Raw genomic sequence first — 23,542 nt, 5'->3', positions numbered from 1 at the left:
GCAATACACCTTTTATCGTTAAAAATAGTATATATCGGATGATCGCTTGTTGACTATCAGCAACAGTGTGTTATTATTTCCATAACAATATGAAGTGATAGCAATGCCAATTTCGATCACCTTAAATCATATACAATATAACTAAAAAAGCGGATGAAAAGTATCTTTTACCCTTCATCCGCTCCTTAAAATATGTTAATTTATTAACAGCTGCAAGCTATTTTATTGACGCGATTGGCATGACGCCCGCCTTCAAATTCGGTTGTCATAAAAGTTGAAACGATCTTTTTTGCGAGATCAAGATCAATAAAACGGGCTGGTACACATACCACATTGGCATCATTATGTTGACGTGCCAATGCCGAAATTTCTTCCAACCAACAGATTGCGGCACGGATATTCTGATGTTTATTGGCTGTGATCGCAACACCATTGGCACTACCACAGATCAATACACCTGCATCAGCCTCTTTGTTCTCTACCGCAGATGCGACGGGATGTGCAAAATCTGGGTAATCGACCGAATCTGGCGAGTTTGTTCCAAAGTCGGTTACTTCATAACCCAATTCATTTAAAAAGCTAACCAATGCCGTTTTGTACTCAAATCCTGCATGGTCACTTCCGACCGCAATTTTCTTTACACTGCTCATTTCTCTTGTTATTTTATTTTTCTTGTGCTAATTTTTTTCTTTTGACATCCGCAGAGACCATAATACTTATTTCATACAATAAGAACATCGGCGCAGCAACAGTCAACATGGTGATAATATCTGCAGAAGGTGTAATGACGGCCGCTATAAGCAAAATAATTACTGTTGCATAACGACGGCTGGCACGCATAAACTCAGGTGTCATGATGCCTATTTTAGACAGGATAAACACCATGATCGGTAATAGGAATACGATTCCACAGCCTAAGGTCAATGTCGCAATGGTAGACAGGTAGTTGTCGATTGTAATCTGATTGACGATTTCGTCACTTAAGGATACATTCGCTAGGAAGTTGATAGATAATGGTACAACAATATAATACCCGAAAAGCGCGCCCAAAACAAACAATATTGTGGAGTAAAATACAAAACCACGAGCGGAACGTCTTTCCACATCTGTCAATGCCGGTTTAACAAATAACCAGATTTCAAACAGAAGGTAAGGGAACCCCATCATTAAGGCCATCAACAAGCAGGAGTTGATCTGGAGCATAAATTGCCCAGCTAATTCCGTATTGATAATATTAAAAGGTATTTTTTTGACACAGAAATCGGCCAGATTGAAAGCATCAGCAGCTTTGCACATCATACGGTAAGTCCAAAAATCCAGATTTTTGGGTCCCATGATAATATCGTTGAATACGAAATCGTAGAACGAGAAAGCAATACCTGCAAAGATACAGATTGCAATAGCTGAACGAACCAAATGCCATCTTAAGACTTCAAGATGGTCAAAGAAAGACATCTCGGCTTCTATATTCTTCCCTTTATTTTTGATAGCTTGTATTAGATCTTTCGAATTTGGTGTACTCATAAAAATTGTTTGGAAACAAAAATACCATTCTTATTGTAAAGAATGGTATTTTTTATGTATGTAAAGATAATTTTATTTAATCTTCTACAGGATATTCAGTTAGGTCAAATGTTTCCATGAACTTTGTGGTGAAATTGCCGGCCCTGAAGTTAGGGTCACGCATCAATCTCAGGTGCAAAGGAATGGTTGTTTTGATACCTTCAATCACGAATTCGCTCAAAGCACGCTCCATGGTACAGATGGCCTCTTCACGTGTCTGTGCCACACAGATCAATTTGGCGATCATCGAGTCGTAGTTCGGTGGAATAGTATACCCTGAGTACACGTGTGTATCTACACGTACACCATGGCCTCCCGGTGAGTGGAAGTTCGTGATTTTGCCTGGTGAAGGGCGGAAGTTGTTGAACGGATCTTCGGCATTGATGCGGCATTCGATCGCGTGCATTTCCGGTTCATAATTTTTTCCGGAGATCGGAATACCGGCAGCAACTTTGATCTGTTCTTTGATCAGGTCGAAGTTGATCACTTCCTCCGTTACCGGATGCTCTACCTGAATACGTGTATTCATCTCCATAAAATAGAAGTTGCGGTGTTTGTCAACCAAAAATTCGATTGTTCCGGCACCTTCATAGTTTACAGCTTTAGCCCCTTTTACAGCAGCTTCACCCATTTTAACTCTTAACTCAGGTGTCATAAATGGTGAAGGGGATTCCTCGATCAACTTTTGATGACGACGTTGGATAGAGCAGTCGCGTTCTGATAAGTGACATACGGTACCGAACTGATCGCCTACGATCTGGAATTCGATGTGACGTGGCTCTTCTACATATTTTTCAAGGTAGATACCATCGTTGCCAAATGCGGCTGCGGATTCTACGCGGGCAGAATCCCAAGCTGGTTCGAATTCTTCGTCTTTCCAGATGATGCGCATACCACGACCACCACCGCCGGCAGTAGCCTTGATAATTACAGGGTAACCGATTTCATTGGCTAATGTGATCCCTTCTTTTACGTTTGAGATCAAACCATCCGATCCAGGTACAGTAGGTACACCGGCTTTTTTCATGGTATCCTTTGCACGTGACTTATCGCCCATTTTTTCGATCTGCTCAGCAGTAGCACCAATAAATTTGATACCGTACTCTGCACAGATTGCTGAAAAACGTGCGTTTTCGGACAAGAAACCATATCCTGGGTGAATCGCGTCAGCGTTTGTCAATTCAGCCGCAGAAATAATATTCGGAATGTTTAAGTAAGAATCTTTACTCGGTGGAGGGCCAATACAGACCGCTTCGTCGGCAAAGCGCACGTGTAAGCTGTCTCTATCTGCGGTTGAATATACTGCAACACTCTTGATACCCATCTCACGGCAGGTACGGATAATGCGCAGGGCAATCTCGCCTCTATTTGCAATTAGTATTTTTTTAAACATTGTCTTGAATTATGAAGTTTACAAAAATGTAGCCCTTTGGAGGCTACATCATATTCATTTACGTTTGTAAATTACTTAGGCTCAACTAAGAATAATGGTTGGTCATACTCAACAGGTTGAGCATCCTCTACCAAAATCTTAACGATTTTACCAGAAACTTCAGATTCGATTTCGTTGAACAATTTCATTGCTTCAACAATACACAATACATTACCTGTATTGATATCATCACCAACATTCACAAAAGATGGTTTACCAGGTCCTGCTGAACGGTAGAAGGTACCGATCATTGGTGATTTGATTGTAATCAAGTTCGCGTCAGCGTTAGCTGCTGGAGCAGCAGGCGTAGCCACAGGAGCTGGAGCTGCCGCTTGCGCAACCGGAGCAGCAGCAACTGGTGCAACAGCTGGAACAGAAGCTGTAACGTACGTAGGCTCTTGATTTGTCTTTATTGTAATTTTAAAATCTTGCTCTTCAATCGAGACTTCATTCACACCTGATTTTGAAACGAATTTAATCAAGTCTTGAATTTGTTTGATATCCATACCCATAGTATTCTAGGTTTTGTTTGTTTCTTAAAAAATTCTAACTGTCAAAAGTAATAAATTATACCATAAAATGGACAATTAATACGCCCATTTTAAATAGATGGATCCCCAGGTGAAACCGCCACCGAACGCGGCAAGGATCAGGTTATCTCCTTTTTTCAATTGAGATTCCCATTCCCATAGGCATAGGGGGATTGTTCCGCTGGTAGTATTTCCATATTTTTGGATGTTCACCATCACTTTTTCTTCCGGAAGACCTACACGTTCTGCCGTCGCATCGATGATGCGTTTGTTGGCCTGATGCGGTACCAACCAAGCAATGTCTTCTGACTTCAGGTTATTTTTCACCATAACATCATGGGCAACATCAGCCATGTTGGTCACAGCAAATTTGAATACTGTACGACCTTCTTGGTAAGCGTAATGCAGACCTGCGTCAACAGTGGCATGTGATGCGGGGTTTAATGAACCACCGCCTTTAATATTAAGGAATTGGCCACCTGAACCATCTGTTTTCAAAATGGCATCCTGTATACCCAATCCTTCTTCATTTGGCTCCAATAACACACAACCACAACCATCTCCAAAAAGGATACAGGTATTGCGATCTTGGTAATTGATGACCGATGACATTTTATCAGCACCTATAACAAGTACTTTTTTATGTGTACCAGCCGTGATAAACTGTGTTCCGGTATTCAGACCGAACAAGAAACCTGAGCAAGCTGCCTGTAGATCGAAGCCCCAAGCATTTGTTGCCCCGATCTTATCGGCCAAAATGTTTGCAGTGGCTGGGAACAGCATATCCGGTGTGCTGGTACAAAAGATAATTAAATCGATATCCGTCGCTTCTATTCCCCTCTTTTTCAATAAACCCTGAACGGCAGGTACAGCAAGGTCTGATGTAGCAAGCCCTTCGCCCTTTAAGATGCGTCTCTCTTTGATTCCTGTTCGTGATACAATCCACTCGTCGTTGGTATCGACCATTGTTTCCAACTCTTTGTTGGTGAGGATGTAATCCGGAACGTAACCATTTACAGCCGTAATCGCGGCATGAATCTTTGACATAAATACTTAATTGAAAATAGATCTGATGCTGTCAATGAATTTAGACTCGATCATATCTCTTGAAAATAAAACCATATTTTTAATGGCCTCTGGTGTTGAAATACCATGACCAATAATGACAGGAGCATTGACTCCCAAGATTGGACTACCGCCGTACTGCTCGTAGTTGAATCGGTCGAAGAAATCATCTTTAAAACCTTTTTTCAGGGTCACTACATAAAATGATTCTGCAAGTTTCAGGACCACATTGCCCGTAAATCCATCACAGACGTAAACGTCGGCATGGTCACTGAACAGGTCGCGGCCTTCTGCATTTCCGATAAAGTTAATCTTGTCGTTGGCTTTAAGTAGGGGGTAGGTAGAGGTTGTCAGGATGTTTCCTTTTTCTTCTTCTTCTCCGATGTTCAACAATCCCACTTTTGGGTTGGATACATTGAATACATGCTCGGCAAAGAGGCTGCCCAACATTGCAAATTGATTCAGCATCTCTGGTTTACAGTCTGCGTTTGCACCGACATCCAGTAGGATTCCGAATCCTGATTTCAATTTTGGAACAATTGATGCTATGGCTGGGCGCAATACGCCTGGAATAGCTTTCACGCTGAACATCGATCCTACGAGCATGGCTCCGGTGTTACCAGCGGATGCGAATGAATCGATTTCTTTGTTTTTTAAATATTCAAATCCCTTCGCAATGCTTGAGTTGGGTTTTTGAGTTATCGCTTTGGTTGGATGTTCACCCATCGCAATGACTTCTGGAGCTTCCACATATTCAAAGTCAGATGAATTTCCTCCGGCTTGATCGATTAATTGTTTAGTCTCTTCAGTTTTACCAAAAAGGACTATCTTTTGGTCTCCAGTAAGCTGTTTTTGTGCTTCAATAGCACCTGTTATCGTTGCTTTAGGAGCATAATCTCCTCCTAAAATATCTAAACCAATCTTCATCCGTTATTATTTAGTAAATCAATAATACGCAAAAAACATCCCAAAATAAAGCAAATTTCTAAAATATTGCTTGTTTGGGATGTTTTGGTGTTATGAAAGGTTTACCTTAGACAACAGCTGTATTTTCAATGATCAATTTACCGTTGTAATACAAGTTTCCGTCTACTTTGTAAGCACGGTGAGGTAAATGAACTGCGCCAGTTTCTTTACATACTGTCAAGCTAGGAGCTTCAGCTTTATAATGTGTTCTTCTTTTGTCTCTTCTTGATTTAGAAGTTTTACGTTTTGGATGTGCCATCTCGTATTTTTGTTTTAGTTATTTTTAATATTTCTCAATGCTTCCCAACGTGGGTCGATAATTTCTTCTTCTTTTTGTTCCTCTGAATCCGGCTCACTTGTAAATAGTGCCAGCATTTCAGGATCACATTGTATCCCTTGTCCCTGCTCTTCACATTTTACGATATACGGAACAGCTAAATTGATGTATTCGTACAATAACTCAGCTATATCCAACTCATGGTCGCTTTTTGATAAGATCAACACCTCTTCGGTATTGTCCGTCCAATCTTCATCCGTGAATTTGACCAATATCCGTTCCTGAATTGAAATCGGTGACATAAACTCTTTCAAGCAGGTATCACAAGTCAATTGAATCTCGCCTTGGATATCGAAGTGCAAAATCAATAGATTTTCCTGTTTTTGCAATTCAACTTCTGCTTTCAGATTGCCATCTTTTACAATCGAATGTTCGTAGCAGTCAAAGAACTTTTTATTAATGTCAAATTCAAAATTGTGCTTTCCAGCGTTGAGTCCCGAAAAGGGAATTCTGTATTGTTTTAGATGTTTCACAATCTTGCATTTGAGCCTGCAAAGGTATGTATAAAATCATTAGGATCGAAATATTTTTTTAAATATTCCAGTCGAATGCTTTATATACACACAGAGCACGACTTATTCATAATAATTTTTACCTAACTCTATCTTTTCGCGTCCATTTGCCATACGCCATTTATTGGTGTCACGCAGCGAATAAGCACAGCCGCAATATTCCTGCATGTAGAATTTCTCTTTTTTGGACACTTCTAACATCCTAGCCGAACCACCCTTTTTGCGCCAGTTGAACGTCCAATACTCCATACCTTGGTGACGGGATGCTGCACGCAAGCCGCAGTCGTTGATCTGCTCCATATTTTTCCAACGTGAAATACCCAATGAACTTGAGATCACGTCAAAACCATTCGCTGCAGCATATTCCGCTGTTTTCTCAAAGCGCATATCAAAACACATGGTACAGCGGATCCCTCTTTCAGGCTCTTGTTCCATGCCTTTCGCCAGATCGAACCAGTGATCTACATCGTAATCTGCATCGATAAAAGGGATGTTATGCTTCTCCGCAAATCGAATATTCTCATCTTTGCGCAGGTCATATTCCTTGCGGGGATGGATATTGGGATTGTAGAAATAAATCGTAAAATCGATATCCGAAGCAATCAATGCTTCCATGACTTCTCCGGAACAAGGTGCACAACAGGAATGTAAAAGCAATTTCTTGCCTTCTCCTGGTAATGTCAGCTTCTCCCGTACAAATTCCTTCTTTTCCATAATCGTATGTGATATCAAAAACAAAGGCAATTTTAATCAAAAAGTAGCGGAATGACAAATATTTCCGTTTGACAGATCAACGGATCTGTCTAAAAGAATCAGATAAATTCATTGATATTCTGCATATATTAGTAGATTTGTATGTTTGACACTATAAGCTATTTATACTAAAAAATATATGAAATTTTCATTTCAAACCTGTGTTATTGTATTATTTGCCAGTCTAATAGGTGTTGCTTCCTGTAAAAAATTGGATGATGAACCAGAAAAGGGCTTGCCAACCCTTATTTCAAGATTGTATATTTCTTTCTGGGATTATCGGACAAATAACTCGATCCAGAATCTTATGATTGTTGATCCTGCGGATACCAATACACTGGACAATACCTTTCAATATCTTTCCCCCGCTAGAGGCGGTGGACCGGTGATCTTTGATCCCAATGCAACATCAGTTTTTCAAGCCAGTGAGGGGGGCGTTGCTCAGGATACCTTTATCCAACGGGTTCCTTTGGACGACATTTATGGGAAACCAGGTGAAGCAAGTCAGCTTGGGTTTAGAGGTTTTAGAAATGTAAGAGGATTGGCTTATTATACCTATGCGCAACAAAATGGCACTGGCGGATCGGCAGTCACTAATTTTCTGCTTGCGGCGACAAGTGGGAAAATGTTATATGCGATAAGCCGTCCAGAGGGAAAAGGTGGAGCAGGTGGTTCTAAGATCATCGACAAGCAGATCAGTTTAGGGGATATTGAACCTGTATCATTGACCTTGTTGCAGGGAAATCCAGCTGATAAAAATGAAAAATGGGTACTCATTGGATTTAATGATGAAACCAAAAACAGAATTGGTTTTGCTGTTTATAAAGGACTTAAAGAGGAGTTGATAGACAGGCCGGGCGATACAATCATCAATAAGGATAGATTTGAGCCTGCATTGACAGTCTATGTGGAGGGAAAAACAGACTTACGTGCAGTGTCTTATGCACCGAATAAAAAATTATTTGCGATCACGGCAGGTAGGGAGGTATTGTTCTTTAAAAATCCTGATGCGTTGTTTAGCGGATCTGGAAATAAACCGATTGCTCCTGACTATGTGGTTGCTGGTACGAAGACCGGGTTTGATAGGCCACAGGGAATTGCGATCGACGACCGTGTTGAAAACGGTAAATTCTTTTATGTCTCCGATTATAATACGAAAAAAATCCTACGTTTTAACCTGACCGATCAGGGAGGAGATATCGTGCCCGAACTAACAAAAGAGTATGGGACGCTGACGCCAAATTATATCTTTTTGGATGCCAGAGAAAGAACAGATTTCTAGTTTGTCAATTTGTATCAGGCAAGTAATTCGAACAGTTCTCTGATTTCCTGTTGCTTGCCTGCACTTTCATGTGCTTCATAGGCCGACAATAAATTCCGAAGCGCCCGCTTCATAATGGTCACATTGTCACAGGGATAGGTAAATTCCCGGTCTGGACTTAGATTTAACTGTTTTAGGAACGAATTTACATCACTTTTTTGCATAATCTGCCCCCGGTTAAACGCATTGATGTAAAACAACACATGTTCATTTCCTTCTTCATCCGAATCCATATAAGCAAGGATAAAATGCTTGGGCAAATTGATTCCGTAGATCGGGATATCCAGTTTTTGTGCGATAATGCTATAGATGCAGGATATGGTCAAGGGATTCCCCTGTTTTGTGTCCAGCACCTGACCAATATAGGAGTTTTGGGGATGGTGATAATCCTTTGTATTACCCGACAAGCCAAAAGAACCAAATAATACGTGATTGATCAGGTTTACCTTTTCCAGGGGACTCATATCGTATTGTAGCCCGCGCCATACCTCTGTTTTCAGGTCTTCAATCTTCAATACAATTTTATGGTCTTCGTAAGAAGGATATTGATAGTTATTGAGAATGATAAGCCCCTCCAACAGATTGAAGGAATTGCTCAGGTTCCAGATCTGCAGTTCGTTTTTGGTCTGGTCAAACTGAATTTCATGGATAATGTTCTCCAGCCGTCCCTGTACCCTTGGATCAAAACTAGATTCCCAGAATTTCTCCAAATAAGGAACGATTTCAGGGCCTTGGCTTTTTAACTGATGCTCCACTTCCTGAATAATCTGTTGATCGGTATCGTCCAACAGGAATATTAACGATTTCAGCTCTCTCTCATTCATCATAACGAAGTTAAAGAATTGAATTGAGAAATGATACAAAAAAATCCCTACAGTAATTCATGTACCAGGTAGGGATTATTCAGGTTAAATTGGTATACAATTATTTAAGCTGGCCATCCAGCATATTGACAATCCTTTTGCCGTACTCGGCATTTTTTTCGGAATGGGTAACCTGTATGATTGTGACACCGTCATCATTCAATTGTTTGAACAGTTCCATGATCTCTTCGCCTTGTTTGGAATTGAGGTTGCCGGTAGGTTCATCTGCCAACAGGAGTTTCGGAGATCCTGCCAAAGCACGTGCGATACCAACGATCTGTTGTTGCCCTCCGGACAGCTGAGCCGGAAATAGATCTTTCTTTCCCACAATACCAAAACGGTCAAGCATATCGGCCACAATGGCTTTTCGTTCTTTGCTGGAAATATCTTTATAGATCAACGGGGTTTCTATGTTTTCATATACTGTCAATTCATCCAGTAGGTGATAGGCCTGAAACACGTATCCGATATGGGATTGATAGAGTTGCGTGCGCTTTTTTGCTTTCATCTCCAATACATTTTCATCCATAAAGATATATTCACCTTCATCGGGTTCGTCCAGCATGCCGATAATATTCAACAGGGTGGATTTTCCTGAACCCGAAGGCCCCATAATGGATATGAAATCACCTTCTGCTATATCTAAACTGACATCTTTGAGCACAAACGAGCGAGTACCACCTACGTTATACCACTTGAATAAATGTTTTAATTGTATCATTTTATAGTATTGAGTATTGAGATATGAGTATTGAGACCTTGGTTGCGCAACCGATGACTTACTTGGTATCTCGTTTTTAATTATTGTTTTTTAAATCTACTTATTCATCCCGCAGGCTATCTGCCGGATTTGTTCTTGCAACTTTCAACGATTGGAAGCTAATGGAAATCAATATTAAGATAAATATGCAAAATATCGGGATCAAAAACGACCACCATTGTATATTGACATGGTATGCAAAATTGGAAAGCCATTTGTCCATGAGTAAATAAGCTAAAGGAAGGGCTATGCCGATGTTAATATTGTGCCATGTCATTGGATTTTATATTTAATCACCTTCGCATCAAATCTGTCGTATAAAAATACAATCCCCTTGCCAGTGTTTTAATGCTTTTATTATGAGTTTGTTAGCTGGTGTTAGTTCCTTTTTGATGTTCGATTTCGGACAGTTTTCGTTCGCAATCGAACATTCATCCCCCTCAGCCATTGGTTCATTGCCTGCCACGCAACAGGCAAGGCAATGACCAAGGCAACAAGCACCCATTTTTAAGATCTTCTGACTTTATTCATCCCTTAAACTATCGACAGGATTGGTCCGGATAGCCTTCCAGGTTTGATAACTAATGGTACCTAAGGCGATGAGGACAGCGCCCATGCCCGCGAGAATAAAATACATCCAGTTGATATCTATTTTATAGTTGAAATCTCTGAGCCATTGGTTCATTGCCCACCACGCAACAGGTGAGGCAATGACCATGGCAACAAACACCAATTTTATAAAGTCTCCGGACAGCAGTTTCAGCAACCTGAGGGTACTGGCGCCAAGCACTTTCCTTACGCCGATTTCTTTTGTCCGCTGTTGTGTCACATAGGTGGCGAGTCCAAATAGCCCAAGGGCTGCCACAAAAATGGCAACGATTGCAAAACAGCTAAAAATATTTTTCGTCCGTTCAACATCGTGATAAAGTGAGGCAAAGCCCTCATCCAAAAAGCTGTAATTGATTTTTTGATTGGGTGAAAATTTATTCCATACCGTGTTAATTCCGTTGAGGGTCTCCTGTAGGTTTTCGGGCTTAACTTTAACAGAGAGGAGTGATGGGTAACCCCGCAATACCATACAAAGGCCGGCAAATCCTTTACCTTTCAGTGACTCAAAAATAAAATTGTCCACAACGCCAACTACTGTCCAGGTAGTGCCATTGGTTATTTTTGCCCCGATCGGATTTTTTAATCCCAGATCATCCGCTAATTTTTGGTTGATGATTGCGGCTGTACTGTCGGTGGCCATGTTGGGATCGAAATTTCTCCCTTTGGTCAGTTGCAATCCGAAGGTAGCAAGATAATCCTGATCAATCTCCCAAAACTGCCCCTGTGTCGCCATATCGATCTCCCGTCTGCCTTCATTCCAAAAAGGATTACCATTTCTTTTGGCACCATCAATGGGGACTGGGAGAAAGTCACCTAATGAGACGGAACTGACATTTGGAATGGACTTTAATTCATTCTTAAGACTAGGGATCTGATTTCCCAACGTACCAATACCGCGTAGGACAATCACCTGTTCCTTTTTGAAGCCCAGGTCTTTTCCCAGGATATAGCGTATCTGTTGATTGGTCACGAGTGCGCTGACAATAAGGATGATGGAGGTTGCGAACTGAAAAATGACAAGACCATTTCTGAATAAGGAGGATTTGGTTCCGGTGGTCTTGTTTTTCAATGCTGCAATGGGTTTAAACCGGGATAGGTATAGGGCTGGATAGATTCCGGCCAAGCTGCCGATGAAAATTATCGCCAGCAATAAAGATGGGAAAAAGTAGGGGGATGCCCATGGAATGGTTAGGGACTTATTGGCGAGATTGTTGAATATGGGCAACAATACCCAACTCAGCAATAGACCGACAAGCAAAGACAATATACTATAGCAAATGGCCTCAAGCAGGAATTGGCCGATCAATAATGTTCTTGTGGAGCCAATTGTCTTTCGGATACCGATTTCTTTGGCCCGTGTAGCGGCATTGGCCGTGGACAGGTTGATAAAATTGATACAGGCAATCAGGAGAATAAACAATGCAACAATGGCAAAGGTCCAGACCATACGGATATCTCCCCGATTCAATGTGCTGACTTTATCGTCATCGATATCGGAAGACTTCAAATGGATGTCAAGTGCATTTTGTAAGTTGATTCTTGCCTGTTCGAATAAAGGATTGAGTTTGCGGCCTGATTTCTTGTATTCAGGTAAATAGTGCGCTTTATAATTTTTTAAAATCTCCTTTTCGGTTTGTTCAATATTGACATTGGGTTTTAATTTAACGTAGACCGTGTAATTGTTGCTGAGCCATTGGTTCTGTTCGCCGGGATAGAAGGGTTCGCCTGCGAGCGACATGAAGAAGCTATAACCTGCTAAAGTGGAATTTTTGGGTATATCTTCGATCACGCCGGTAATGGTATAGAGCTTGGATCTGTTATTGTTCAGATAAATGGTCTGTCCGATAGGATCATTTTTAAAGTATTTTTCCGCTTTACTTTTCGTAATGACAAGTGTATTGGGTTTATCCAATGCATGGGCAAGTGTTCCTGAAACCATTGGAGTCGGAAACATGTCAAGAATAGACTGGTCAATATAGACAAAGCCATCATCATAAAAGCTTTGTGGGTTATCATTCAGGGAAAGCTGATTGCTTCCAGCGCCAAATAAAGGGTTAGGGAGTATTCGGCCCGTTTGTTCGATGGAGGGAATTTCTGCTTTCAATGTTGGGGCAACCGGTGCAGAAAGAGATACCCAACGTTCTATTTTACCTTCGATCGGAAGCTGAACGACCAGACGATAAATTCGATCCATCGTTGGATAAAATTTGTTGTAACTCGTCTCATGCTTGATATACAGTACGATGAGCATACAGATTGCGATACCAAAAGCAAATCCCCCGATCTTTATAAAAGAATAGAGTTTATTTTTTGCCATGTTCCGCCAAGCGATTTTAAGGCTATTTCCTATCATAACAATACATTTTTAAGACCTTACTGATCGGTAATAGACCGGTCAATCTAGACATTAGACTGAAGTCAATTGTATTGCCATTTTGTTAAGTTGTTGATTTATAGGTTTTTGATTTGTTTATTGCATTTTGTGTCTGTACGATATCGAACAATTTGACGTTCGGTATCGTACAATGTTTAATATCCAGCTCCGTCAGCTGCCTGCATCCAGCTTTTGACGAGATAGTTGGTACGCTTTTGAGTTTGATTGCCTCCATAAACCAAAATTTTCTGAGTGGGCAATTGTTGGTAGCTTTCAAATTTGTCAAGCTGTTTGAAAAAATGGGAAATGAGTTCTTTGTTATTTGATGAAATTGCATAGGGTCTACTGATGAAATTACATAAGGTGTACTGATGAAATTGCATAAAGTGTACTGATGAAATTACATAACATTAAACTTACTCTTCGATCTCTTTCAGTTGGAGATGTTCGCAGAGTTCGAGCATCATTTTGGCCGGGTCCGTATCGATGGCCAGAGCAATTAAGTACATTTCATCTAAACGTAATTTAGCCGTCTCGGTCATGGTTAATTCATTGATCCTCGCTTTACTTAATCCTGTTTTGCGAGCAATCTGGGATTTATTCACAGATTTCTTCGCTAAAAATTCGCCTAGTTTTGTCATCGTATTATTTTATTAATCTGTCCTTTTGTATAGATAAATATAGATAATGTTATTTTTATTTATACAAATGTTTTTGTTTTTGAAATATTTTCTGTTCTTTTGTATTGAAAATCTATATCATTTCAATGTGCCAATTATGAAAACAGCGAAAAATCAAACAACAAAGATCTATAGGAGAAAATGTGAAGAGTTAGATATATTAATCTATTATCGCATGCTGCTACAACGTATTTCGCGGCACCTGTCACCTGAGGAAGTTTCCTTTCTAATGGGCAAACCATTGGATTTTATAAAAAAAGTAGAAACCTTCAAAATTAAGTCGAGTCGTCTTGAGGATCTATGACTAATACATCTTGTACTTGAACTAAATAGTATCAATGGGATGATGCCTTTGGGCGTAGAACTATCATCACAAAAAAATACCTATGAATTGCATATGACAAAATTAGCTGACCGGGTTATCTATGCTATGTATAAGGTGGATGTAGAACAGGATCAAAAAATAAAGGAATTTAAGTTAATAGATATTAGACATGATATTGATCCCTATACAAATTCAACAAGGGAGGAGGTTGAAAAAATAAGGATCTTTTTGAACGAGCAAATTGATACGGGATATTTTAGTGAGGAAAGGATCGCATATGAGATCCACAATTTGTGTTGTGAGAAGCTCGAGAAATATATACAGCCTAAAAATCTGATGCTAGTATTAGATGAATTGCTTCAAGGTAGTGAGGCGGCAAGGATTGTTCGTCATCAAACTGGATACGGATTCGGCTATGTTTTAGCTGCTCATTCAAAATCGACTGAAAAGAAATAAGCAATTTTTAGCTGTTCGCGATGAACAACTAAAAATTGCTTCAAAGATCCTAAGCCGTAGGTATACCAATTATAAACTTCCATTCCCAATCGGTCAATAATAAATGTACTTTTTGCGAGCGTAAGATAACACCTACGGCTTATTTTTCTTATTCATCCCGTAAACTATTGACGGGATTGATACGGGCTGTCTGGAATATCTGGACAGCGATAATCGCTAGGGTCATCAAACCGATAAACATTCCGGTGAAAACAAATAGCGCGATCGGAACATCAATATGATAGTAGAAGTTTTCTAGCCATTTGTGTGTAAACCACCATGCTATCGGAAAAGCTATTAGAATAGCGATCAGCAGAAGTATGATAAAGGATCTGGAAATCATATAGGTGATCGTATTCACCGAAGCACCAAGCACTTTACGGATACCAATTTCTTTCACCCGTCGTTCTAGTGTATAAATGGCAATTGCTACAATCCCTAAGATTGCAATCAGCATGCTGGAACCCGTAAAAAGTGCCAATTGCTGGTACTGTTTTTTCTCTTTGTTATATTGATGCTGTACCTGATCTTCCTGCCAGTTGATCTGTGCGATCCGGTTAGGGAAAAATTTGTTCCAGGTACTGTTTACCAAGGCTAAAGCTTCCTTTTTCTTCCCTTCTTCTACGCGGATAAGCATGCAGCCGCCTTCCCATTCTTTTTGTGCCTTAATCGCAAAAGGACCGATCGGAAACTTTAAACTTGCTCCGTTAAACTCTTTAAATACACCCACTGGTGTATTGTTGAGAGGCTCATTGCTCTTATTGAGTTTTAAAGACAGCCGCTGGGCGGTTCCTTCGGAGACGAGCATATTTGTAAAGACCCGCTGTCCGGCCTGTACCGAATCCGTAAAGGGTCTATCCAGCGCATAGTCCGCGCTTAAAGGCCGACCATCAAGGAGCTTTATGCCCATTGTTTTGATGTAATCATAATCCGCATAAACAAATACAACCGAGAGTTCTTCGTTCGGATTGTCGGGGTCTTTTACTGTTTTAAAATCCACACCTCCACTAAAGGGAGTCCAGCCAGTAAGACTGACCGAGGAGATGTACGAATTTTTTAGTAACTCCTGTTTGAAGGCCTGATCCTTTCCTTCCCAGGAGGTATAATTGATGGCCATGAGATTTTTGGGCTCGTAACCAAGATCTTTGTTGTACAAATAATGCAATTGCGCCCGCATGGACATCATACAGATCGCTACGACGATGGCAATGGCAAACTGGACAACTACCAGTACTTTGGTAAATGCCATATTGAGCGGAAGTCTAAAGAAAGAAAGCTGCTTCCGAAGTTCCAGTGATGGCTGTGTTTTTGATAGTGACAAAGCTGTAGGTAAACTGCAAAGCCAGCCCAGAACGATCCAAAGGGATAATAGTCCAACAAACATAAATAAGGAATGCTGGTAGCTCATGGTCAATGGATGTTCTAAATAATGTTCAAATGCAGGACTGATAAGTACATAACCAAAAAATGCAATCAGAAAAGAGCCGACAAAGAGTATGGTACTCTCTAGGCCCATTTGCAGGATCAGATTTTTTCGGCTTGCTCCCAATACTTTGCGGATACCGATTTGCTGTGTGCGTTTTAAAGCATGGGCAAAGCTCAGGTTGATGTAGTTGATACTGACCAATACAAGGATCAAGATCGCTATTCCTGCCAGCAGATAAATATCTTGCATGGGGTTCTCCCATCCTGTAATACTTAGTAAGTGTATATCTTTGATAGGTTCGATAAAAAGATTGTGTCCTTTCAGCCAATCATCCAGTTTTTGTGCATTATACCACTTGTTTATTTTGGTTGAAAAGCTGTTAACATCGGTTGTGCTTTTGAGCAATAGAATTTGGTTTTGTAGCGAACCGCTTTTTTCGGGATTGAATTCATTCACCTTAGGCATTAGCACGAGGGCTTCTGCCTGAAAGGAAGAATTATGGGGCATATCCTCAATAATGGCATTGACATAATAAGCTTCGGGTTCACCTTCTTGAGGTTTATTGTAGAAGGTGCTACCGAGCACGTCTTTGCCGCCGAAGTATTTTTGTACCGCAGAGGCTGTCAATGTAATATTTTTTGCTCCGGCAATGACTTGTTTCGGATTGCCTGCGATGATTTTTATGTCAAAAAGATTGAAAAAACCGCTGTCAATTTCCAGGGTACTGATTTCGGTAAACTGCTTTGAGCGCTTGTTTATTGTTAATTTTGGCGAAAATGAATTGATTGAAGTATAACCAAGTACTTCTGGAAAATTAGCTTTTAGTGCCGCAGATATACCTTGTGGAGCGCCCGTAATACTGTTCGTGAAATTTTTTTGTTTTTCTTTAGGCACTATTCGCATTCGGTAGAGCTCTTTGGAGTTGCTCCATTGTCTGTCGTAGGAAAGCTCATCAACGACAAGCGAACTGATTAACATAAATACCAGCAACGCAATGGTTAAACCAATGAGGTTTGATAGCGAATAGATACGATTGTGCATCAATGTCCGCCAGGCGGTTTTAAGATGGTTCTTTATCATACTGTTTATATGGATTGGTTTCTGACATTATTCGTCCCTCAATTTTTCGACTGGATTAAACCGGGTGGCCCGAAATACGATGAAGCCTACCAGTAGGCCAAGTATGCTCAACAGTATGCCCAGTGGCAACAGGTACGTAAATGCATTGATTTCTATCCGGATGATATAGTTCTGTAGCCAATGTTGCATCAGCATATAGCTGGATGGGACTGTAACCAAAATAGCTAACAGAAATATACCATAGTATTCCTTCGAAAATAGCACCATCAAATGTGCCAATGACGCGCCCAGTACTTTACGGATACCAACTTCTTTGTTACGGAGATGAATCGATAGGGAGATCAGGCCGGTCAGTCCCAATACAACGATCAAAAGTGAAACAGCACTCGCAATCTGTGCCGCCCGATGCAGTTGCAGTTCCGTTTCATATAAACCTTTGATGCGTTCATCCATAAACTGATATTTAAATGGTGCATCAGGCATTAATGCGGTCCATTTCTTTTCCAGTCCCTGTACTGCGCTGGAGAGTTGGCCCGGTTTTAAACGGATACTCAGGTATCGGTATTGGAAATTTTCGTGGATATCTGTCCAGACAATAGCCGGAGATGCCCGGTGAAGAGAATTTGCAACAAAGTTTTCGGTGACGCCCACAATGGTCATCTTCTCTTTTGGATCGTTCAGGGCGATCTGTTGACCGATCGCATTTTGGGCGTTACCGAAACCAAAATCTTCCATGGCTTTCCTGTTGATCACAACGGGTCTATTTGTGGCTCCAGTCACCGCATTTTTGGGTAAAAAGGTACCTGCCAATAGCGGGATTTCATAGGTTTCCAGAAAATAACTGTCACTGTTAATCTGTTGAACCTGTACGTCCGTATCGTTGTTATTGCCAAAAGCCGGTTGCATATTGGAGCCTAATAACCCTGGGGTCTCATAGGAGAGACTTACGGACTTGACCGCTGATTCCTGCAGCAGTTCATGCCGGATGGTCTCCATTTTCCGGATACCAGTTTCGGACCAGTCCCTTGGTGCCTGTACGGTCAATAGATACTCTTTGTTGTATCCTAAATTGCTGTTTATAAATAAATTGACCTGTTTGGAGATAATTAGGGTACAGACCAACAGGAGCAGTGCAACAGCGAACTGGAAGAACAAGAGTACTTTCCGAACCAATTGCTTGTCACCCAATGCCGAGAACTGATTTTTGACCGAAGGAAGTATCTTGATATTGGACAGTTTAATGGCTGGATATAGTCCCGCCAGTATACCGACTACTACGGTCAATAAACCCAATAAACCGAAAAAATAGCCCGGTAAATTAATTAGAGTGGGCAGCTCGCGCATCAGTACATGTGCAAACAGCGGGCGTATGATGCAATAGATGGGCAAACTGATCAAAGCCGCAATTGCTACGATAAGGATATATTCTGTCAGTAATTGCCTTACCAATTGCAGTCTAGAGGATCCCATAATTTTGCGTACACCGATTTCTCTTAGCCGTGTAATATGCTGTGCAATACTGAAATTGATAAAGTTGATGATCGCCATGACCAGGATAAAAATAGCAATCCAGATTAGCGTCTGAATCATCTTGCGTACCGCGCCTTGATTATCGTCTAGATAATAGCTTTTCAGCGGTTTTAAATCAGGACTGTAGGCGATGGCGAATTCTTTATCTGTATTTTTATGAACCAGCGTTTGAATGGCCGCATTCAGTTGTTGGGTCGTCACCCCAGCTTTCAATTCAAGATAACCTGCGATGTAAGGATTATCCCAGTTATCCACGGCCCGACCGAAGTATTCTTCGTTGGCAATGGGCAGGAAAATGTCAGAATGCATGTTCTTTGTCAGATCCATGACCGCATTTTGTACGGCAGTTTTTATGACCGCAGTAATTTCAAAATCATGTTTTTCTCCTTTGAAATTTTTAATCTGTAGGCTTTTTCCCAGCACATTTATAGTTCCAAAATATTTTAGGGCAGCCTGGTCAGTGATCACTATAGAAAAAGGATTGTTGAGCGCGGTCTCCGGATTGCCTGCTAAAAGCTCAAAACCAAACATGGTCAAAAGACTGGGATCACCGAGCGCCATTCCTTCTTCATAAATCGTAGCACCATTTGCTACAATACCGGTCAATCCGTCGATACGGTAATAATTGGCCACCAAATTTGGATATTCTTCATACAGGGCTTTGGGCAGCGCTCCGATCGTAGTCAAATTGATCCCAAATCCTTCTTTCTTATACTTGCTCTGCAATAGATATTGCTGATCTATATTTTTGATCTTGCTGTTTACCTGATGAACATCCCAGACATAGGCTCCGACCAGCAGTAAAAAAGTAATGCCAAGGGTTAATCCGATTAGGTTGATCAGGTTTTGAATTTTTTTCTTTTGGATATTTCGCCAGGCAATTTTGAAATTTGTAAACGTCATTGTCACTCGTATAAGGTTTATTTCCATCACCGCAAACAGATTGGATGCCGGCTTTGGTTTTTGCTAATTTGCGTACGGTAATACAAATCCTTAGCCAAGTATATATTCGTTTGACTGTTAGTTTTTTAAGATGGCTTCAGCTGTTTGGACTGTCCGAAATCGGACAGTCGTTGTACATGCGTGAACACCTTGATCTCTTCGGTTTTCCGAAAGAATAGTGATAGCCAGACCGGTAAGCAGAAAAATTAAATGGAATACTGTAAGAATATGGCAGCAATTGGTTGTATCAAGTGAACAGTTCCGTTTTATAGCTAATACATTTCGGTTTTCAAGAGGAGAATCGTTTTATACTAAATAACTATTTCCTGTTTTTTATTTGAGAAAGGGAGTTCCTTGCTAATAAAAGGAGTCATCAAATGAGATGTTCAATTTTTTCAATTTGATTTGTGCCATGTTTAATTTGAAAGCGCCGACATCATATTGGTTTTATACCTTCCCTAGATGAATTCAGCAAATGTTTAATGAATGATAAGCACTATGTTTATATTATTCGGCTTTAGCTCAGCTGTAAAATTGAATTCCTAAAGGGGGATCTCCGATAGCTCAATTGTTTTCTGTTTTTTCAGAAGATGACTGCGAACTTTTCCATCTGTATTTTTCAGAATATAATTGGTTTTTTGATTTTTCAAATAATCCCAATGTGGATGATACCGGATCGTTCTGTTTCGGGAAAAGGATGTTTATTGGCGTGTAATGCAATATTTGACATAAAGTTTTGTTTGAAATCAGCGAAAATAGGGGGGTAAAATTCCGCCAAATAGTCTTTTCGGGTTTTATCATTTTGGCGGAATTTTACCCCTATCCGCGAGTCCCCTGACTGTATCTTTGCTTATGTAAACAATTTTATTTGGAACCTTTAATTCTAAAAAAGATGAGTCAAGTTACACTTAATGAAAGAGGGCATAAGGATGTTGAGTTAATGCAGATGGCGGAACAGGTATTGAGCAAAATGGCTGCTGAAACCGAACTGTTTGCGACCCCTGTACCAGCATTGCCAATTTTGGAGGAAGCGCTCCATGCATTTCGGAATGCCGCAACGGAAGCCTATTATCGGGATACACGTGCTATACTGATCCGTAATCAAAAAAGGACTGAACTGGCGTACGTACTGAAAGAGCTCGCTAAATATGTAGATACGATAGCCAATACTGACCCGACGATTATTTTGGCTGCAGGTTATGCTGTCAGAAAATCCAAGACGTCCTATGGTGGGGTGGTTCCCAAAGCGGGGCAACTAATTGCTCGCCCCGAGGAGGTGGGGAGCGGGCGCGTGAAGCTAAAAACACAACGATGGCGGGGAGCTCGCATGTATCAGTATCAATTTCGCATCAAAGGTCAAAATGTAGACTGGAACACACGGCTCTGTTCGAAAAGCAGCTGTATTATCGATGGGTTGGAGTCCTTTCGGAAATATGAGTTTAGGGTCTCCTATATCGGAATAGACCCCACTCCAAATTATAGCGATATCATCAGCAGTTATGTGCTTTAGTCAGGCCTTATTCGAATATGGAACAGCTTCCTTTCCTATTCGTCCCTTAAACTATCAACAGGATTGGCTGTAGCGGCTTTTATAGATTGTAGGGATACCACGGCAATCGTTAAAATAAGCCCAACGCAAAAAGCCAATACAAAGATCCACCAGCCCATACTGATCCGAAACGGGAAATTGTCCAGCCAGCGGTTCATAAGATAATAAGCTAGCGGTGTTGCAACTACAAAGGCGATGGTGATCCATTTGAAGAAATCTTGTGACAACAAGACAATAATACCTGTTACCGAAGAACCTAACACTTTCCGGATTCCGATTTCTTTTGTTCGTTTCAGGATATTGATGGAGAGCAATCCCAGAAAACCGAGCATACTGATGCTTATCGCAATGATAGCAGCGATCCATATCAGTTTTTCCAGTAATGCTTCTTTCTTGTAGAGCTGAGCAATCTGCTGATCATAGAATCTGTATTGGAACACTTCATCCGGATACCAGTTTTTCCATTGTTGTTCCAGATCTTTCATGAGCAGCTGATGATCGGTACCCTTTAGTTTAATCGCTACATTTTTTAACCGTGTTTCGTTATACCCAATTACAGTAGGGGAGATGGGTTCGTTCAGCGAATTGGTGCTAAAGTCCGCAACAACACCTACTATTGTTCCTGCTTGTTCTTCGTTTAGCCCGCCGGCGTTTAAAGATTTGCCGATAATATCATTGGGATCTTTAAAACCTAATGCGGCAGCCATATTCTTGTTGACTAGAAATTCTGGCTTCTGCGGATTATCATTGAAATTTCTTCCCGCCAATAATTTGATGTTGAATGTGCTGATATAAGCAGAATCCCCGATAGCGTATCGTGCAGGCCATTTCTCCCAATCCGTTCTGTTGTCAAACTGGATGGTTCCGCCCCATACCTTTTCAGATGAAGGTGGGTTGTCGCTAAAAGTATAGGATTGAATATCGGTTCTATTGCTGATGAAATGAGCGATTTTCGCTTTTGATTGGATCATTTTTTTTGTGAACGGAAGCAGGATAACCTGCTCCCTACTGAATCCTATATCTGTGTTTTTGAGATGATTTACCTGTAAGACAATAACAAAAGTGGCAATCAGCAGCGTCATGGCGATCACATTCTGAAACACAATCAGCGTTTTGCGGCTAAAACTCCAGGGGCCTATGGTCAGCTTTTTCAGTGCCTGCTGAATGTTCATCCGGTTGACGAAAATCAGCGGATAGACGGAGGTCAATAAGCTCGTGAAAATCCAGATAATACCAATGATCCCCATAAATGATAGGGGATGGATAATCTGTACGGGTTCATTTGGAAAAAGAGCCTGATTTGCCCAGTTTGAAAAGATCAGCAATAAAACTAAGGCAAAGATAACAGCTGCAGCGGTCAGGATCAGGGTTTCGATCAGAAACTGAATATACAGCTGTCTTTTGGAACTACCCAATACCTTTCTCACGCCCATTTCTACACTGCGGTTCATTTGTCTGGCAAAGATGATGTTGCTGTAATTGACCAAAGCCATGATACTGACCCCAATTGCAATTGCGACCAGAATATTCAATAGTGTACGTTGTGTTCCTTTTCCGTAGTCTGTGTCAAAATGGTAGCTTGTCAATGGCAGGAGTTTATAATTGAATGTCTGTAGTACATCTTTATGCCAATACTTGGCAACAAGCGTACGAATGGCCTGTTCGACGGTACCTTTATCAGCTACATTTTTTAAGGTGACGAGAATATTATTACTAGAGTTGGAATAGCCCCAATTGTTAAAGAATCCATCGTTTTGAGGGATCTGCCATAAGGTAGCAACAGAACTTTGCGAAAGATAGATTTCTGAACGGAAGTCTGAATTTTTGTTGCTGTCATCGATAATACCCACGACTTTTACCGGGAATTTGCTATCAACCAGGATCGTTTTGCCCAAGGGGTTATCGTTATTAAAATAAGTTTTGGCGATTGTCTTGGTTAACGCGACGGTGTTAGGCTGATCCAGATCTTTTGGGGATCCCTCCAGCCAAGGGAAATTTAAGGTGTTGAAATATGCTGATGAAACAAAAGCGGCTTTGCCCTCTGTTTTATAAAGTTGATCCCCGATCCGTAGCGTCAAGTCTTTATTATCCATATACAATGCTGTTCGTTCCACTTGTGGAATTTCACGTGAAATAGCGTTGTACATGGCATAGGATCCGCCTTTGCTATGCTCGACCTGTTCTAGTTTGAGATCCTGTACGACTAGAAAGGTGCGATCTTTATCGGTATGAAACTGATCAAAACTATATTGGAAACTGTTATAGCTATAGATAAATAAGCTACATGCAATTGCCAGCCCTAAACCAGCAATTGTTAAAAAGGTATAGTAGCTATGTTTCCATAGTTGCCGTAGCGCTGATCTGAAATATGTTTTAATCATAATTTTATTGTGTTGCGTTTACAATATCACTGTTTTGTCCGTATTGGAG

General features: G+C 40.8%; 22 protein-coding genes. 4 read left to right on the top strand and 18 right to left on the bottom strand.

Annotated elements, in window-relative coordinates:
• Positions 1-203 precede the first annotated feature (203 nt).
• The 9 genes from rpiB to BWD42_RS17965 form a co-directional block, all read right to left on the bottom strand.
• Positions 204-650, bottom strand: a complete 447-nt coding sequence (gene rpiB / locus BWD42_RS18005) for a ribose 5-phosphate isomerase B (protein ID WP_077437810.1) — start codon at positions 648-650, stop codon at positions 204-206.
• A 13-nt stretch (positions 651-663) separates the two neighbouring features.
• A complete protein-coding gene (gene tatC, locus BWD42_RS18000; RefSeq protein WP_077437809.1) occupies positions 664-1,524 on the bottom strand; it encodes a twin-arginine translocase subunit TatC in 861 nt (286 codons plus the stop codon).
• Positions 1,525-1,600: 76 nt separating this feature from the next.
• Positions 1,601-2,956 (bottom strand): acetyl-CoA carboxylase biotin carboxylase subunit, encoded by a 1,356-nt coding sequence (accC, locus tag BWD42_RS17995; protein ID WP_077437808.1) that lies wholly within the window; start codon positions 2,954-2,956, stop codon positions 1,601-1,603.
• 71 nt (positions 2,957-3,027) lie between these two features.
• Positions 3,028-3,507 (bottom strand): acetyl-CoA carboxylase biotin carboxyl carrier protein, encoded by a 480-nt coding sequence (gene accB / locus BWD42_RS17990; protein WP_077437807.1) that lies wholly within the window; start codon positions 3,505-3,507, stop codon positions 3,028-3,030.
• 75 nt (positions 3,508-3,582) lie between these two features.
• Positions 3,583-4,572 (bottom strand): beta-ketoacyl-ACP synthase III, encoded by a 990-nt coding sequence (locus BWD42_RS17985; RefSeq protein ID WP_077437806.1) that lies wholly within the window; start codon positions 4,570-4,572, stop codon positions 3,583-3,585.
• Positions 4,573-4,578: 6 nt separating this feature from the next.
• Positions 4,579-5,517 (bottom strand): phosphate acyltransferase PlsX, encoded by a 939-nt coding sequence (gene plsX / locus BWD42_RS17980; protein ID WP_077437805.1) that lies wholly within the window; start codon positions 5,515-5,517, stop codon positions 4,579-4,581.
• A 106-nt stretch (positions 5,518-5,623) separates the two neighbouring features.
• Positions 5,624-5,815, bottom strand: a complete 192-nt coding sequence (rpmF, locus tag BWD42_RS17975; protein WP_077437804.1) for a 50S ribosomal protein L32 — start codon at positions 5,813-5,815, stop codon at positions 5,624-5,626.
• 14 nt (positions 5,816-5,829) lie between these two features.
• Positions 5,830-6,366, bottom strand: coding sequence for a YceD family protein (locus BWD42_RS17970; protein ID WP_046672268.1), 537 nt, complete (start codon positions 6,364-6,366; stop codon positions 5,830-5,832).
• Positions 6,367-6,468: 102 nt separating this feature from the next.
• Positions 6,469-7,119, bottom strand: a complete 651-nt coding sequence (locus BWD42_RS17965; protein ID WP_077437803.1) for an epoxyqueuosine reductase QueH — start codon at positions 7,117-7,119, stop codon at positions 6,469-6,471.
• A gap of 178 nt (positions 7,120-7,297) precedes the next feature.
• Between BWD42_RS17965 and BWD42_RS17960 the strand changes: the two genes are divergently transcribed.
• Entirely contained in the window at positions 7,298-8,440 is a 1,143-nt protein-coding gene (locus BWD42_RS17960) for a hypothetical protein (protein ID WP_077437802.1), read from the top strand.
• Positions 8,441-8,454: 14 nt separating this feature from the next.
• On the opposite strand, the gene BWD42_RS17955 is transcribed toward BWD42_RS17960, so the two are convergent.
• The 6 genes from BWD42_RS17955 to BWD42_RS17935 all read right to left on the bottom strand — a co-directional run bounded on the left by BWD42_RS17955 (position 8,455) and on the right by BWD42_RS17935 (position 13,726).
• Entirely contained in the window at positions 8,455-9,306 is an 852-nt protein-coding gene (locus BWD42_RS17955; RefSeq protein ID WP_317041809.1) for a transglutaminase-like domain-containing protein, read from the bottom strand.
• A gap of 97 nt (positions 9,307-9,403) precedes the next feature.
• Positions 9,404-10,063: an ABC transporter ATP-binding protein gene (locus BWD42_RS17950; protein ID WP_077437800.1), complete on the bottom strand. Its 660-nt coding sequence runs from the start codon at positions 10,061-10,063 to the stop codon at positions 9,404-9,406.
• A gap of 100 nt (positions 10,064-10,163) precedes the next feature.
• Positions 10,164-10,379 carry a hypothetical protein gene (locus BWD42_RS24540; protein WP_139351206.1) on the bottom strand — a complete coding sequence of 72 codons (216 nt, stop codon included), beginning with the start codon at positions 10,377-10,379 and terminating at the stop codon, positions 10,164-10,166.
• A 246-nt stretch (positions 10,380-10,625) separates the two neighbouring features.
• Positions 10,626-13,028, bottom strand: a complete 2,403-nt coding sequence (locus BWD42_RS17945) for an ABC transporter permease (RefSeq protein ID WP_254846269.1) — start codon at positions 13,026-13,028, stop codon at positions 10,626-10,628.
• A gap of 212 nt (positions 13,029-13,240) precedes the next feature.
• Positions 13,241-13,468 (bottom strand): hypothetical protein, encoded by a 228-nt coding sequence (locus tag BWD42_RS17940; protein WP_077437798.1) that lies wholly within the window; start codon positions 13,466-13,468, stop codon positions 13,241-13,243.
• 33 nt (positions 13,469-13,501) lie between these two features.
• The gene (locus BWD42_RS17935) at positions 13,502-13,726 is read right to left on the bottom strand and encodes a helix-turn-helix domain-containing protein (RefSeq protein WP_077437797.1); all 225 of its coding nucleotides are present in this window, start codon (positions 13,724-13,726) and stop codon (positions 13,502-13,504) included.
• 136 nt (positions 13,727-13,862) lie between these two features.
• On the opposite strand from BWD42_RS17935, the gene BWD42_RS17930 reads away from it, so the two are divergent.
• Both BWD42_RS17930 and BWD42_RS17925 read left to right on the top strand, forming a co-directional pair.
• Positions 13,863-14,069 carry a hypothetical protein gene (locus BWD42_RS17930; protein WP_139351205.1) on the top strand — a complete coding sequence of 69 codons (207 nt, stop codon included), beginning with the start codon at positions 13,863-13,865 and terminating at the stop codon, positions 14,067-14,069.
• A 93-nt stretch (positions 14,070-14,162) separates the two neighbouring features.
• A complete protein-coding gene (locus BWD42_RS17925; RefSeq protein WP_139351204.1) occupies positions 14,163-14,546 on the top strand; it encodes a hypothetical protein in 384 nt (127 codons plus the stop codon).
• A gap of 148 nt (positions 14,547-14,694) precedes the next feature.
• Here BWD42_RS17925 and BWD42_RS17920 read toward each other — a convergent pair whose 3' ends face one another.
• Both BWD42_RS17920 and BWD42_RS17915 read right to left on the bottom strand, forming a co-directional pair.
• Positions 14,695-17,091 (bottom strand): ABC transporter permease, encoded by a 2,397-nt coding sequence (locus BWD42_RS17920; protein ID WP_077437794.1) that lies wholly within the window; start codon positions 17,089-17,091, stop codon positions 14,695-14,697.
• A gap of 27 nt (positions 17,092-17,118) precedes the next feature.
• Positions 17,119-19,524, bottom strand: a complete 2,406-nt coding sequence (locus BWD42_RS17915) for an ABC transporter permease (protein ID WP_175992088.1) — start codon at positions 19,522-19,524, stop codon at positions 17,119-17,121.
• Between the two features lie 931 nt (positions 19,525-20,455).
• Between BWD42_RS17915 and BWD42_RS17910 the strand changes: the two genes are divergently transcribed.
• Entirely contained in the window at positions 20,456-21,073 is a 618-nt protein-coding gene (locus BWD42_RS17910) for a hypothetical protein (protein ID WP_077437792.1), read from the top strand.
• Between the two features lie 35 nt (positions 21,074-21,108).
• Here the strand turns inward: BWD42_RS17910 and BWD42_RS17905 are convergent, their stop codons facing one another.
• Positions 21,109-23,493, bottom strand: a complete 2,385-nt coding sequence (locus BWD42_RS17905) for an ABC transporter permease (RefSeq protein ID WP_077437791.1) — start codon at positions 23,491-23,493, stop codon at positions 21,109-21,111.
• Positions 23,494-23,542: the final 49 nt, after the last annotated feature.

Origin of the sequence: Sphingobacterium sp. CZ-UAM (assembly GCF_002000245.1) — a bacterium.
Lineage (GTDB): Bacteria > Bacteroidota > Bacteroidia > Sphingobacteriales > Sphingobacteriaceae > Sphingobacterium.
Note: the sequence above shows the minus strand (reverse complement) of the source record. Positions and strands in the feature narration are given on the sequence as shown.